14 protein-coding genes are annotated in these 13,029 nt (G+C 67.5%); 1 reads left to right on the forward strand and 13 read right to left on the reverse strand.

Features of this window, described 5'->3' with window-relative positions:
• Positions 1 to 49 precede the first annotated feature (49 nt).
• The 11 genes from ggt to AC13CR_RS01685 all read right to left on the reverse strand — a co-directional run bounded on the left by ggt (position 50) and on the right by AC13CR_RS01685 (position 9,781).
• On the reverse strand, positions 50 to 1,870 hold the full coding sequence (gene ggt / locus AC13CR_RS01635) for a gamma-glutamyltransferase (protein ID WP_482900385.1): 1,821 nt from the start codon (positions 1,868 to 1,870) through the stop codon (positions 50 to 52).
• 164 nt (positions 1,871 to 2,034) lie between these two features.
• The gene (locus tag AC13CR_RS01640) at positions 2,035 to 2,577 is read right to left on the reverse strand and encodes a DsbE family thiol:disulfide interchange protein (protein ID WP_292958091.1); all 543 of its coding nucleotides are present in this window, start codon (positions 2,575 to 2,577) and stop codon (positions 2,035 to 2,037) included.
• Positions 2,570 to 2,713 carry a heme exporter protein CcmD gene (gene ccmD, locus AC13CR_RS01645; protein ID WP_292958093.1) on the reverse strand — a complete coding sequence of 48 codons (144 nt, stop codon included), beginning with the start codon at positions 2,711 to 2,713 and terminating at the stop codon, positions 2,570 to 2,572. Before ccmD ends, AC13CR_RS01640 begins: the two co-directional genes overlap by 8 nt.
• Entirely contained in the window at positions 2,710 to 3,435 is a 726-nt protein-coding gene (gene ccmC, locus AC13CR_RS01650) for a heme ABC transporter permease CcmC (protein ID WP_292958095.1), read from the reverse strand. Before ccmC ends, ccmD begins: the two co-directional genes overlap by 4 nt.
• A 41-nt stretch (positions 3,436 to 3,476) precedes the next feature.
• Positions 3,477 to 4,133: a heme exporter protein CcmB gene (gene ccmB / locus AC13CR_RS01655; protein WP_292958097.1), complete on the reverse strand. Its 657-nt coding sequence runs from the start codon at positions 4,131 to 4,133 to the stop codon at positions 3,477 to 3,479.
• Between the two features lie 127 nt (positions 4,134 to 4,260).
• Complete coding sequence (gene ccmA / locus AC13CR_RS01660; RefSeq protein WP_292958099.1) at positions 4,261 to 4,890, reverse strand: heme ABC exporter ATP-binding protein CcmA; 630 nt, start codon at positions 4,888 to 4,890, stop codon at positions 4,261 to 4,263.
• Complete coding sequence (locus tag AC13CR_RS01665) at positions 4,887 to 5,240, reverse strand: Mth938-like domain-containing protein (RefSeq protein WP_335661875.1); 354 nt, start codon at positions 5,238 to 5,240, stop codon at positions 4,887 to 4,889. The genes ccmA and AC13CR_RS01665 overlap by 4 nt, the downstream gene beginning before the upstream one ends.
• Positions 5,240 to 6,220, reverse strand: a complete 981-nt coding sequence (gene secF, locus AC13CR_RS01670; protein ID WP_292958103.1) for a protein translocase subunit SecF — start codon at positions 6,218 to 6,220, stop codon at positions 5,240 to 5,242. The genes AC13CR_RS01665 and secF overlap by 1 nt, the downstream gene beginning before the upstream one ends.
• A gap of 1 nt (position 6,221) precedes the next feature.
• Positions 6,222 to 7,886, reverse strand: coding sequence for a protein translocase subunit SecD (gene secD / locus AC13CR_RS01675; protein ID WP_446236522.1), 1,665 nt, complete (start codon positions 7,884 to 7,886; stop codon positions 6,222 to 6,224).
• 29 nt (positions 7,887 to 7,915) lie between these two features.
• Positions 7,916 to 8,248 (reverse strand): preprotein translocase subunit YajC, encoded by a 333-nt coding sequence (gene yajC, locus AC13CR_RS01680; RefSeq protein ID WP_292958107.1) that lies wholly within the window; start codon positions 8,246 to 8,248, stop codon positions 7,916 to 7,918.
• A 366-nt stretch (positions 8,249 to 8,614) separates the two neighbouring features.
• Complete coding sequence (locus AC13CR_RS01685) at positions 8,615 to 9,781, reverse strand: M20 aminoacylase family protein (protein ID WP_292979062.1); 1,167 nt, start codon at positions 9,779 to 9,781, stop codon at positions 8,615 to 8,617.
• Positions 9,782 to 9,843: 62 nt separating this feature from the next.
• Here AC13CR_RS01685 and mazG point away from each other — a divergent pair, with 62 nt between their 5' ends.
• On the forward strand, positions 9,844 to 10,686 hold the full coding sequence (gene mazG, locus AC13CR_RS01690) for a nucleoside triphosphate pyrophosphohydrolase (RefSeq protein ID WP_292950591.1): 843 nt from the start codon (positions 9,844 to 9,846) through the stop codon (positions 10,684 to 10,686).
• Positions 10,687 to 10,834: 148 nt separating this feature from the next.
• Here mazG and AC13CR_RS01695 read toward each other — a convergent pair whose 3' ends face one another.
• Positions 10,835 to 11,761, reverse strand: a complete 927-nt coding sequence (locus AC13CR_RS01695; RefSeq protein WP_292950593.1) for a carbohydrate kinase family protein — start codon at positions 11,759 to 11,761, stop codon at positions 10,835 to 10,837.
• A gap of 51 nt (positions 11,762 to 11,812) precedes the next feature.
• Positions 11,813 to 13,024, reverse strand: coding sequence for a TFIIB-type zinc ribbon-containing protein (locus tag AC13CR_RS01700; protein ID WP_335661878.1), 1,212 nt, complete (start codon positions 13,022 to 13,024; stop codon positions 11,813 to 11,815).
• Positions 13,025 to 13,029: the final 5 nt, after the last annotated feature.

The following is a 13,029-nucleotide window of genomic DNA, read 5'->3' on the forward strand; positions in this document are numbered from 1 at the left end:
TCCCGGCGGGTGGGCGCGGCCGGAACCAGCCGCGCCGTGTCAGTTCCTGCTAGCCGCCGATGGCGATGCCTTCGCGGCGCGGATCGGCCCCGCCCTCGAGGCCGTCGGGCGTGACCGCGATGCCATGCAGGCCGGAATTCAGCTCTGTCTCATTCACCTCGAAGCCCAGTTCGGTCAGCGGTTGAACCAGGGCGGCCGCATCGGTGCCCGCCTCGACATCCATCGTGCCGAAGCGGTTCACGATATTGGGCAACGCCACTGCCTGCTGCACGTCCAGACCCCAATCGACGTAACCGATGATCGCCTTGGCGACGTAGCCGATGATCCGGCTGCCGCCGGGCGAGCCGATGACCAGAACCGGCTTGCCGTCCTTCATCACGATGCTGGGTGACATCGACGAACGCGGCCGCTTGCCCGGTTCGACGCGGTTGGCGATCGGATAACCCGCCTCGTCACGGGTTTCGAAGCTGAAATCGGTCAATTCGTTGTTCAGCAGGAAGCCCTGCGTGAACAGGCGCGAACCGAAGCCGTTCTCGATCGTGGTGGTCATCGACAGCGCATTGCCGTCCCCGTCCACGATCGAGATCTGAGAGGTCGAGGGAAACTCGATCGCGCTGTCCTGCCCCCAGAGCCAGGCATGGCTCCAGCCCGGCGATCCGGCGCTGACCTCGGGCAGCGCGTCGTCGCCCGACAGAAGCTGGCCGCGCCCGGCCAGATAATCGGGATCCAGCAGACCCTCGGTCGGCATCGGCACGAAGTCGCTGTCGGCCATGTAGCGGCCGCGATCGGCGAAGGCCAGGCGCGAGGCATCGCCGATCAGCCGCCAGCTTTCCGGGTTGTCGGCCCCCAGGCCGGCCAGATCATAGCCGCCAAGCGCGCCCAGAATCTGCCCTACGGTCAGCCCGCCCGACGAAGGGGGGCCCATGCCGCAGACTTCGTTGTCGCGGTATTCGACGCAGACCGCAGGACGTTCGATCACCTTGTAGCGCGCCAGATCCTCGGTCGACAGGACGCCCGGATTGCCCTCGGCGTTGCGGATCGTGGCAACGATGTCTTGTGCGATTTCGCCGGTATAGAAGGCACGGCTGCCGTCGGCGGCGATGCGGCGCAGGGTCTTGGCATAGGCGGGGTTCTTCAAGGTATCGCCGGCCGCGATGGCAGTGCCGCCGGGAAAGAAGTAATCGGCGGTCGCGCCAAAGCGTTGCAGCGCCTCGCCTTCCTCGGCGACCAGCGAGGCCAGGCGCGGCGACACGTCAAAGCCATTCTCGGCCAGATCGATGGCGGGATCGAACAGCCCGCGCCAATTGGCCTTGCCCCAACGGCGATGCGCCTCTTCCAGCAGCGCCGGCGTGCCCGGCGTGCCGACCGACCGTCCGCCGACCACCGCCTCCATGAATTTCAGCGGCTCGCCGTTCTGGTCCTGAAACAGCGTCGGCGTGGCCTCGGCGGGGGCGGTTTCGCGGGCATCCAGCGTCGTGACCTCGCCGCTTTCGGCGTCATACCAGACCAGGAAGGCCCCACCGCCGAGGCCCGAGCTTTGCGGTTCGACCAGACCCAGCACCGTCTGGACCGCGATCATGGCGTCGGCGGCGCTGCCGCCGGCCTCCAGCACCTTGGCGCCGGCCTCCACCGCCAGCGGGTTGGCGGCCGCCACCATCCAGTTCGGCGCCGAGACGGGCTTGCCCGCCTGTTTCGCATCCATCGCGGCGCGGGCGGCCTCGCCAAGACCGGCAAAGGCTTCGGGGGTGGCCTGCGCCCGGGCTGCGGTCGCGGCTTCGGGATCGACGCTGTCGGCGGCCTGCTGGGCCATCGCGGGCATGGTCCAGACGCTGCCCGCCAGAAGCGTCATGAGAATTCCGGTGCGTGTCATCGCTGACCTCCCTGATTGTCGTTGGATTGAGATCAGTTTGTCGCGCGCAACCCTCGCGCGCAAGCCGCATCGGTTCCGACCGGCACCCGCCCCCGGTCCGGGACTGCCTGAAGGGCCGTCGGAAACGGGCGCGGGGCTTGCTGTTGGCGACAGGGGCGCCCCGTCTAGTTCGCGGCCTGTCGTGCCTTTTCCAGTTCGGGCAGGAACCGGTTGGTGTAGTCCTCGCGCAGCAAGGGGCCGGCAAAGCGGAACAGCACCGTGCCCTTGCCGTCGATGATGAAGGTTTGGGGCGGGCCGGTCACACCCCAATCCAGCGCGGCGCGACCGGCGGGATCGGCGGCGATGGCGCGGAATGGATCGCCGTATCTGTCCAGGAACGCGGCCGCATCGGCCGGCGAATCCTTCAGATCGACGCCATAGACCGGCAATTGCTTTGACAGGGTTGTCAGCGTCGCATGTTCGGCACGGCAGGGCGGGCACCAGCTGGCCCAGAAATTCACCAGCTTCAGGCCCGGCTGGCGCAGCATCGGGTCGGTCAGTCCGGGCTTTCCCGCCAGCACCGTCGCCGGCAGGGGCGGGGCCTTTTTGCCGATCAGGGCCGGGGACGGGCCTGTGGGGTTGACGCGATCCATGTTCCACAGCAACAGCGCCGCCAGCGCCGCCAAAACCAGCGCCGCAATCGCGACAAGGCGGCAAACCCTAGCCATGGCCCTGGTGCTTTTCCAGCGCGCGGCGGGCGCGGGCATTGGCGGCCGCGCTTTGCCAGACGATGCCGATCAGCAGCGCGGCGGTGACGCCATAGGCGGCCAGCACGGTGACCGCGTATTTGCCAAGGTCGATCATGCGCGCGTCTCCCGGGCTTGCAGCGCGGCCAGGCGCCGGCGGCGGATCTCGGTCCGGGTGCGGATCAGCAGCAGCGCCAGAAACAGCAGGAAAAAGCCCAGCATCGACAGATACAGCGGATAGCGATAGACCGCGCTCATCCGTTCGCCCGGCGCGACCGAGAGCGAGGCGCCCTGGTGCAGGCCCTGGTTCCAGAACAGAACCGCATAGCGCGACAGCAGCGCGAAGACCGATCCGACAAGGCAGAGAACGCCGGTCAGGTCGGCGGCGCTGTCGGGATCCTCGATCGCGGACCACAGCGCGATATAGCCGATATAGAACAGGAACAGCACCAGAAAAGAGGTCAGGCGCGGATCCCATTCCCACCAGGTTCCCCACATCGGCTGGCCCCAGATCGCGCCGGTGGCCAGCGCGATCAGGGTCATCACGGCGCCGACCGGGGCAGCCGCCTTGGCGGCCAGCGCACTGACATGGTGGCGGCGGATCAGCCAGATCAGGGACGTGACCAGCATCATCACCCAGATGTTGATCGCCATCATCGCCGAGGGCACGTGCAGGAAGATGATCTTGACCGTCGCGCCCTGCCTGTAGTCCTGTGGCGTCAGGAACCCCCACAGGACGCCGCCGATCGTGAAGATCGCCGCGCCGGCCACCGTCCATGGCAGGATCGCGTCGGACAGGCGCATGAACTTGACGGGGTTTGCATATTCCCAGATCGACATGGACATTCCCTAGCGGCGGCGCGGACGGGGCTCAAGTCACATCAGCGAAGGTTGATGCGAAGGGCGGCGGCGGCGGCAAAGGGGACCAGCGCCAGAACCGCCAGGGTGATGCCGGCGAGAAACAGGATCGGCGTGCCCGGATCGCCGCCGTCGGCGCCGCGGCGCACGATTTCGGTCCCGAAGATCAGCGTGGGAATATACAGCGGCAGGACCAGAAGCGACAGCAGAAGCCCGCCCCGGCGCAGGCCCATGGTGATCGCGGCGCCGAAGGCGCCCAGCATCGACAGCGCGGGCGTGCCGATCAGCAGCGAGATGATCAGCCAGGGCATTGCCTGACCCGGCAGGTGCAGCAGGATGCCGAACAGGGGCGATGCCGCGACCAGCGGCAGGCCGGTGGTGATCCAGTGCGCCAGCGCCTTGACGGCGACGGCGCCTTCCAGCGGGACCGGGGCGGTGGCCAGCAGATCGAGGCTGCCGTCTTCATGGTCCAGTGCGAAGATGCGGTCCAGCGAGAGAAGGCAGGACAGCAGCGCCCCAAGCCAGAGGATGCCTGCGGCGATGGGACGCAGGGCCGCCACGCCCGGTCCGACGCCAAAAGGCACCAGCGCACTGATGATCAGGAAGAACGCCACCGCAAGGCCGAAGCCGCCGCCTGCGCGGACAGCCAGCACGAGATCGCGTCTCAGCAGGGCAAGCATGGATGTTTCCGCCCCTCTGCCGGCGCCGCGCCGCCGGCGGCGGACCCGCGCCCGCGGCCCGCCTCCGGCCCGGATCGGCATCGCCGGGTCCGGAAGGCCGGGCGGCGCGCGGCTTCGGCGTCGACGCTCATGCGAATGCCTCGTTGAAACTGGCGGGTCGTCGCGGGCTGCCGGGCCGGGCGCGGAACGGCGTCAGGTCCAGTTCGCGCGCCTCGTTCAGCCCAAGGTCGGTATGGCTGGCCATCAGCGCCGCGCCTCCCGTTGCCAGATGCGCGCGGATGACGGCGCCGAAACGTTCGACCGAGGCGCTATCCAGCGAGACGGTGGGTTCGTCCAGCACCCAGAGCGGGCGGCCGGTCACCAGCAGCCGCGCCAGCCCCAGCCGGCGTTTCTGGCCCGCCGACAGCGCCGCGGCCGGCCGCTCTGCCAGGGCTTTCAGGTTCATCGCCTCAAGCGCGTCGCGGGTTCCGCCGCCGCCGAAGACCCGCGCCCAGAAGCGCAGGTTCTCGGCCACGCTGAGTTGCCCCTTCAGGCCATCGGCATGGGCGGCATAGGCCACGGCATCCTCGGCCAGGTCGATGCGCCCCCCGACAGCCGGTTGCAGCCCGGCGATCGTGCGCAGAAGCGTCGTCTTGCCGATCCCGTTGGGACCGCGCAGGATCAGTGCCCTGCCCGCCGCCAGGGTGAACGAGACGCCCTCGACCGCCCGCAATCCGCCGCGCGACACGGCCAGATCATGGACGGACAGCAGATTCATACCGGCAGCAGCGCACAGGCGACCCGGCGGCCTTCGCCCAGGGTGACGTTGTAGGTTCGCGCCGCGGTGGGCGAGGCCATCGCCTCGACCATCACGCCGGCCTGTTCCAGGGCCTCGACCAGATCGCGCGGCGGATGGGCGATCTGGTCGCCCATCCCCAGGAACAGCACGTCCACGCGGCCCGACAATGCCAGCAGCGCATCGGTATCGTCCAGCCCGCCCCAACCCTGGCCACCGCCATCGGTGACAAGGACGGGGCCGTGAAAGACCTCGCCGCCGACGCGGAAAAAGCCGGGGCCATAGCCGTCGACCGCCACCGCGCCGCCGAAATCGGTCGGCCGCATCGCCATCAGGGGGCCTCGGCGCCCGACACGGGCGAACCGTCCTGACCGGGATCCTTCTTCGTCCAGTCGCGCTTGACACCCAGCCAGAGAACCACGTTCTTGGCCACATAGATCGAGGAATAGGTGCCGATCACGATCCCGAAGGTGATCGCGAAGACGAAGCCGCGGATCACGTCGCCGCCCAGCACCAGCAGCGCGATCAGCGCCACCAGCGTCGTGCCCGAGGTCATCACCGTCCGCGACAGGGTCTCGTTGACCGACAGGTTCATCAGATCGCGCAGCGGCCGCTTCTTGTATTTCATCAGGTTTTCGCGCAGGCGGTCGAAGACGACGACGGTGTCGTTGATCGAATAGCCGACGATGGTCAGAAGCGCCGCGATCGTGGTCAGGTCGAACTTGATCTGGAAAACCGCGAAAACGCCCATCGTGATCAGCACGTCATGGACCAGCGAGACGATCGCCCCAAGTGCGAACTGCCATTCGAAGCGCAGCCAGATATAGACCGAAATCGCCACCAGCGCCGTCAGGACCGAATAGACCGCCGTCCGGATCAGCTCGGCCGAGACCTTCGGGCCGACCGATTCGACCGACGGGAAGGTGATCGGCGGATCGACCTGTTTCAGCGCGCCCTGGACCGCCTCGATGGTCTGCGGCGTGACCGCTTCCGCGCCGCTCTGGGCGCCGATGCGGACCTGGGCCACGTATTGATCCGCACGGAAGCCGGGATCATAGACCTGGGTGATGGACACGTCGCCCAGATTCAGCGGCTGCAGGGCCTGGCGATAGACCCCGACATCGATCGGCTGGGTCGATTCGGTGCGGATCGTGGTCCCGCCCTTGAAGTCGATGCCGAAATTCAGCCCGAAGATCAGCAACGCCACGACCGACAGCAGCGCCAGGGCCGACGAGATGCCGAAGGTCAGCACCTGCCAGCGGAAAAAGTCGATCTTCGTCTCGTCAGGAACCAGTTTCAGACGGAAAGCCATGTCACACCTCGATCTGGCGGGGGCGGGCGCGTTCGAACCAGGCGACGGTCATCAGCCGGGTGACGTAGAGCGCGGTAAAGACCGAGGTGACGATGCCGATGCTCAGCGTCACCGCAAAGCCCTTGACCGGCCCGGACCCCAGCACGAACAGGATCGCCGCGATGATCAGCGTCGTGATGTTGGCGTCCACGATGGCCGACATCGCCCGTTCATAGCCCAATTCGATCGCGCGCGCGGGGCCGCGTGCGGTTTTCATCTCTTCGCGGATGCGTTCGAAGACCAGCACGTTGGCGTCCACCGCCATGCCGATGGTCAGCACGATGCCCGCGATGCCGGGCAGCGTCAGCGTTGCCCCGATCATCGACAGCACGCCGAAGATCAGGCCCATGTTGATCGCAAGGGCCAGCGACGCGAACACCCCGAACAGCCCGTAAGAGGCGATCATCAGCACGATCACCGCGACAAACCCCACGGCCGAGGCGATCCTGCCCGCGTCGATGCTGTCCTGTCCCAGTTCGGGGCCGACGGTGCGTTCTTCCAGAAAGGTCAGTTTGGCCGGCAGGGCGCCGGCGCGCAGCAGCACCGCCAGGCGGTTCGCCTCGTCGAAATTCATCGACCCGGAAATCTGCCCCGAACCGGTAGTGATCGGCTGCCGGATCACCGGGGCCGAGATCACCTGATTGTCCAGAACGATGGCGAAGGGCTGGCCGACATTGGCGCTGGTATAGGCGCCGAACTTGCGCGCGCCACCGGGGTTGAAGCGGAAATCGACCGAGGGCAGCCCGTTCTGGTCGGTCGAGAGCAGGGCGTCGTTCAGCTCTTCACCGGTCACGACGGGGCTTTCCTCGAGCGTGTAATAGACACCCTCGCGTTCGGCATCCGGCAGCACGATCTGCCCCGGATCGGTCGGCGCGTCAGCATTGCCGCCTGTCGCCACGACCGAATTGAAGGTCAGTTTCGCCGTGGTCCCGATCAGCGCCTTCAGTTCCGCCGCCGAGCCGATGCCCGGCACCTGGATCAGGATCCGATCCTCGCCCTGTCGGGTGATGGTGGGTTCGCGGGTGCCGACCTCATCGACGCGGCGGCGGATGATTTCCAGCGATTGCTGGATCGTGCGGTCATCGGTGACGGCCTTTTCGGCATCCGACAACCGGATCGTCATCGCGCCGCCCTCGGCGGTGATGGCAAGGCTTTGCTGCCCGGCGCCGCTGATCGTGGTGACCGGATCGGAAAAGCCGCGCGCGATCTCTGTCGCGCGGGCCATCTGGTCGGGATTTCCGATCGAGACCTTCAGCGTGCCATCGGGCGAATCCAGGCGGCGAACCGCGCCGATGGTGGCGCGCTCGTCGGCCAGCGCGCGGCGCAGTTCGGGCCACAGCGCGTCCATGCGGGCCTTGTAGACCTGGGCCACCTCGACCTCGCCCAGAAGATACGCACCGCCGCGCAGATCGAGCCCCAGATTGACCAGCCCGCTGGGCAGCCAGCCCGGCCAGCCGGCGCGGGCCGCATCCAGTTCCGGAGTGCTGGCACCGGTCTTCTCGATGGTGGTGATGGCGTCGTTATGGGCCTCGACGCGCTTGTAGAACAGGTTGGGCATGGCATAGGCCAGTCCCAGAAGGCAGATCCCGATGATCAGGATGCGCTTCCATCGGTCGATCTGAAGCATTGCGGCTTACGCCTTTCGCGTCTGGCGGATCATTTGTTTGCGGCGACCGGTTCGGTCTTGCCCAGCACCTGCGAGATGGTCGAGCGGACCACGCGCACCTTCACGCCCGGGGCGATCTCGACTTCCAGATCGTCGTCGCGGATGCTGGCGACCTTGCCGATGATGCCGCCCTGGGTGACGATCTGATCGCCTTTCTTCAGCGCCTCGACCATGGCGCGGTGCTGTTTCACGCGCTTCTGCTGCGGACGGATCATCAGGAAATACATGATCGCGAAGATCAGGATCAGCGGGATGAACTGCGCGAAGGCGGCGCCCGAACCGGCGGCGCCGGAAGCCTGAGCGAAAGCGGGGGTTGCGAACATGTGTCGTCCTTACATTGGTGTCAGCGATCGGAAGGCCGGCCCGGAAATCCCGGACCCCGCCCTTGCGAATTGGCGCGCAACCTATCCGCGCCGCCTGCCCTTGGCAAGAAACTGCCTCGGGCGCCGCTGTCGCGGCCGGTCAGATCCCGTCACACTGCCGTGCGCCGTCTCCCGCGCGGCACGCGCGGCGCAAGGCCCAGCGGCAGCGACCGGGCCGGGCCCCGCCCGGCCCGCCTTCCGTTCCGGCTCGACGCGATGGCGGGCATCTGCCGGGCCGATCCTGCCCGGTCATCATTCCTGTCCGGACATCGCGGTGCGGTCCGCCGCCCTCCGCCGCGCGGCCCCGGCCGACGAACGCGGCTCCGATCAGCGCGCCGGCGGCTGCGCCCGCTCGACCAGCCGGGCGAAGAAGCTGGCGCCGACCGGCGCGATCTCGTCGTTGAAATCATAGCCGGGATTGTGCACCCCCGGCCCCTCGCCCTGGCCCAGAAACAGATAGCATCCGGGACGGGCGTTCAGCATGTAGCTGAAATCCTCGGCCCCCATCTCGCGGCCAGCATCGGCGATGACCCTGGCCTCTCCGGCGATCTCGCGCGCGACCGCGACGGCGAAATCGGTCTCGCGCGGATCGTTCACCGTGGCCGGATAGCCCTGCTGATAGTCCAGCGTCACCGAAACGTCATAGGCCGCGCCCTGACCATCGCAGATCTGCGCCATACGGCGGCGCACCATGTCGCGGACATGCGGCTCGAAGCTGCGCACGGTTCCGCAGATCCAGGCGCCGTCGGGCACGACGTTATCCGCGCTGCCGGTATGAATCTGCGTCACCGACAGCGCCAGGTCGTCCAGCGCGTAATGGTTGCGGCTTGAAATCGTCTGGATCGCGCTGACGATGGCCACAGCCGCGACGACCGGATCGGCGGTCAGATGCGGCATCGCACCATGGCCGCCCTGTCCCTTCACATGGATGTCGAAGCGGTCCACCGCGGCCATGATCGGGCCCGGCGTGGTCTGGAAGCTGCCGGTTTCCTGTCCGGGGCTGTTATGCATCGCAAAGACGCGGCTGATCCCGAAGCGATCCATCATGCCCTCGCGGACCATGGCGTCGCCGCCGCCGCCATCCTCTTCGGCCGGCTGAAAGATCAGCGCCACCCGGCCGCCGAAATTGCGGGTCTCGGCCAGATATTTCGCCGCCCCCAGCAGCATCGTCGTATGGCCGTCATGGCCACAGGCATGCATCCGCCCGGCGACCTGCGAGGCGTGGGGCAAGCCGGTCGTCTCATCCATCGGCAGCGCGTCCATGTCGGCGCGCAATCCGATGGTCGGCCCGTCGCCCCGGCCTTCGATGATGGCCACGATGCCGCTCCGGCCGATGCCCTCGTGGATCTGGTCCACGCCGAATTCGCGCAGTCGCGCGGCCACGAAAGCGGCGGTCATGTGGCAGTCGAAGCCCAGTTCGGGATGCTGATGAAGGTGGCGGCGCCACGCGGTCATCTGGTCTGCGAAATCGGCGATGCGGTTCAGCACGGGCATGTGGACTTGCGCCTTTCTCTGTGGCAGTCGGGGCATCTGCACCGCTCGGACCGGGAAAAGCAATGGCCGATACCAGTTCCTCCTCGCGACGTCGCGATCCCCAGGCCGAGATCCTGCGCCTGCTGCGGATCATGGCCGCGCTGCGCGATCCCGAAACCGGATGCCCCTGGGATATCCAGCAGGATTTCGCCTCGATCGCGCCCTATACGATCGAAGAGGCGCACGAGGTCGAGGATGCGATCCAGCGCGAGGCCTGGGACGAATTGCCGGGCGAACTGGGCGACCTGCTGCTGCAGGTCGTCTTTCACGCCCGGATGGCGGAAGAGGCGGGATTGTTCGATTTCGCCGATTGCGCGGCCGCCATCTCGGACAAGCTGGTGTTCCGCCATCCGCATGTTTTCGGCGACGAATCCCGCGACAAGTCGGCCGAACAGCAGGTCCAGGACTGGGAGGCGATCAAGGCCGCCGAGCGGGCCGGCAAGGCCGAAGGCGGGACGCTGGACGGCGTAGCCCTGGGGTTGCCGGCGCTGACCCGCGCGATCAAGTTGCAGAACCGGGCCGCGCGGGTGGGTTTCGACTGGCCCGGTCCGGGCGACGTTCTGGCCAAGATCGCCGAGGAGACCGCCGAACTGGTCGAGGCGCAAGAGTTGTCGGACCCGGGGGCGATGGAGGAAGAATTCGGCGATCTTCTGTTCGTCATGGCCAATCTGGCGCGGCATCTGAAGATCGACCCCGAACGGACCCTGCGCCGCGCCAATGCGAAATTCACCCGCCGTTTCCGCGCCATCGAGGCCGCCCTGGCCGCCGAGGGCCGCCGCCCCGAGGACAGCGATCTGGCCGAGATGGACCGGCTCTGGAACCGCGCCAAGCTTGCCGAGAAGTCTGGCCGCGTGATTGGCGGCTGATCTTTTCGCGATCGGCTCTGCCGCCGCGCGAAGATGGGGAACGGCGGGAACGGGGATCGCCCGAAAGCCGTCAGATGAAAATGCGCGACGCGCCGCTTCTGCCCTTGGCGGAAACGGCGCGTGAGCCGTCGGGCATCGCAAGCCCCGGCTAGGGGTAGGTGACCTCGGCAGGCATTTCATGTGCCCAGGGCGGATTCGCGCCGGCGCGCGAGACGGTGATCGCGGCGGCCTGCGCGCCAAGGCTCAGCGCGCCGCGGATCTGGCCGGGGCCGATCGATGCCAGGCCCTGCTTCGTCAGCACACCCTGGCGGCGCAGGCTGGCCAGAACGCCCGCGTTGAAAGTGTCGCCCGCGCCGATCGTGTCGGCGACATTGGTGCGCACGGCCGGGGCACTGACGGTCTCGCCGGCCCAGAAAGCGCGCGCCCCCGAAGCGCCGCCGGTTTGCAGCACGATGCCGGTTCCGCCTCGCAGAACCTCGCGCGCGGCATCTTCGGACGAAAGGCCGGGATGAAGCCATTCCAGATCATCCGAGGACAATTTCACGATATCGGCGAGGGGCAGCAGGCGGGACAGGCGATCGCGAAAGGCAGCCGCATCCTGGATGAAGAACGGGCGGATATTCGGGTCGATCATCACCGGCAGATCGTGGTGATTGGCCGCCACCAGCGCCTCGATCGCGGCGCCGCAGGGATCGGGAACAAGGCTGATCCCGCCCACGAAGATCGCCTCGATATCGGCGGGCAGGGCGGGAATGTCTTCGGGCGCCAGCATCCGGCCGGCGGAACCCTCGTCGTAGAAGGCGTAATGCGCATCGCCGCCGATCAGCGTGACCAGCGCCAGCGTCGTCAGCCGGTCGGTGCGCGGGCACAGATCGACATTGACCCCGGCCTCCAGCAGCGGACGCAGCAGCACCTCGCCGAAGGGATCGCGGCTGATCGGCCACAGATAGGCGGTGGGTTCACCCAGACGGCCAAGCGCGACCGTGGTGTTATAGACCGCCCCGCCCGCCAGCGGGCGGAAATTGCCGTTCTCGGGCACCATGTCGATCAGCGATTCGCCCGCGCACAGGATCATTCCAGCCCCCTCACCATCCCGGTATGACAATCCGTCCGCACCCCGGCCGAACTACACATAACCGCCTGCCTGACCGAGATACAGGAAAACCGCCAGAGCAACCAGAGCGGCAAGAATCGCGGCCGCGATCTTCCAGACCGACCAGGGCCGCTGACCCATCACCCGCCCGGACTGGCCGTTGACCACGAAGCGGAAGCTGCGGCCGTTATAGCGATAGGCGGCGGCCCAGACCGGCAGCAGGATATGCTTGAAGGTCTCGGCCGCGTAATCGGTCTGGATCCGGTCGACGCGCTGTTCATCGCCACCGATATCGCGGCGGGCGTCGTTCAGGATGACCCCTGCCATGTCCTGGCGCGCGATGGCATGGCCGTCCGCCAGCGGGATCGTATAGCCCTCGGCCTCGAAACCGGCCAGATATTCGGGGCTGTAGGGACGCAGATGCGACAGATCCCAGGGCGTCATCCCGTCCGAGAAACGGCGCGGAAGCGAGGCGGAGGCCAGCACCAGAACATCGTTGAAGCGCCGCGTCACGCGGCCCCCAACCGGGCGCCAGCGGATGCGGCGGACCTGACGGGGCACGCGCTGCTGGCGGCCGTCAATCTCTTGCGTGACATGGATCGTTTCGTAATAGGCGTCGCCGCGCTGGCCGGAATAGGCCGAAACGGTATCGGCGTCGAATGTCCAGAAGGGCTGATAGACGCCCCGCATCCGGCGACCGCGCCGGGCATAGGCGGTCAGACCGGAGGGCGCGAACCACAGCCCGCCCAGCCAGTCCTCCATCGCCTTGCGCGCCTGTGTCTCGGTCAGCGCGAAGGGCAGGACGCCCTGCGGCTTGATCCTGCGGCTGGTGCCGGTATCGGTGACCACCGGCGTGGCGCAGAAGGGGCAGACGGCGGCATGGCTGTCGCCCGAGATCTCGAACCGGGCGCCGCAATTGGGACAGGACAGGGTGCGCACGTCTTGCGCGATGGCGGAATCCGCGTCCAGTCGCAGACCCCGATCCAGCGGCACTTCCTGAAGATCGGGGGATTTGTGCGCCGCGTCCCATTGCAGCGCGCGGCCGGTTTCGGGATTGGCGAGGATCGCGGCCTCGGCCTCGGCCCCGCCTTTCGGCTGGCGCGCCGGCGCGCGCGCGGCGCCGCCACCGATGCGCTGTTCGTAGCCGCAATAATCGCAGACAAGCACCTGCTGTCCGGGACGGAATCGCAGGCTGGCGCCGCAATTTTCGCAGGGATAGCGATATTCGGTCTGCGGGGTCGGCATCGGCG

It is taken from the genome of Paracoccus sp. L-17, assembly GCF_056857655.1.

Coding starts and splice junctions, on each gene's coding strand:
- ggt (WP_482900385.1), bottom strand. CDS start 1,870: ATGACACGCACCGGAATTCTCATGACGCTTCTGGCGGGCAGCGTCTGG.
- AC13CR_RS01640 (WP_292958091.1), bottom strand. CDS start 2,577: ATGGCTAGGGTTTGCCGCCTTGTCGCGATTGCGGCGCTGGTTTTGGCG.
- ccmD (WP_292958093.1), bottom strand. CDS start 2,713: ATGATCGACCTTGGCAAATACGCGGTCACCGTGCTGGCCGCCTATGGC.
- ccmC (WP_292958095.1), bottom strand. CDS start 3,435: ATGTCGATCTGGGAATATGCAAACCCCGTCAAGTTCATGCGCCTGTCC.
- ccmB (WP_292958097.1), bottom strand. CDS start 4,133: ATGCTTGCCCTGCTGAGACGCGATCTCGTGCTGGCTGTCCGCGCAGGC.
- ccmA (WP_292958099.1), bottom strand. CDS start 4,890: ATGAATCTGCTGTCCGTCCATGATCTGGCCGTGTCGCGCGGCGGATTG.
- AC13CR_RS01665 (WP_335661875.1), bottom strand. CDS start 5,240: ATGGCGATGCGGCCGACCGATTTCGGCGGCGCGGTGGCGGTCGACGGC.
- secF (WP_292958103.1), bottom strand. CDS start 6,220: ATGGCTTTCCGTCTGAAACTGGTTCCTGACGAGACGAAGATCGACTTT.
- secD (WP_446236522.1), bottom strand. CDS start 7,886: ATGCTTCAGATCGACCGATGGAAGCGCATCCTGATCATCGGGATCTGC.
- yajC (WP_292958107.1), bottom strand. CDS start 8,248: ATGTTCGCAACCCCCGCTTTCGCTCAGGCTTCCGGCGCCGCCGGTTCG.
- AC13CR_RS01685 (WP_292979062.1), bottom strand. CDS start 9,781: ATGCCCGTGCTGAACCGCATCGCCGATTTCGCAGACCAGATGACCGCG.
- mazG (WP_292950591.1), top strand. CDS start 9,844: ATGGCCGATACCAGTTCCTCCTCGCGACGTCGCGATCCCCAGGCCGAG.
- AC13CR_RS01695 (WP_292950593.1), bottom strand. CDS start 11,761: ATGATCCTGTGCGCGGGCGAATCGCTGATCGACATGGTGCCCGAGAAC.
- AC13CR_RS01700 (WP_335661878.1), bottom strand. CDS start 13,024: ATGCCGACCCCGCAGACCGAATATCGCTATCCCTGCGAAAATTGCGGC.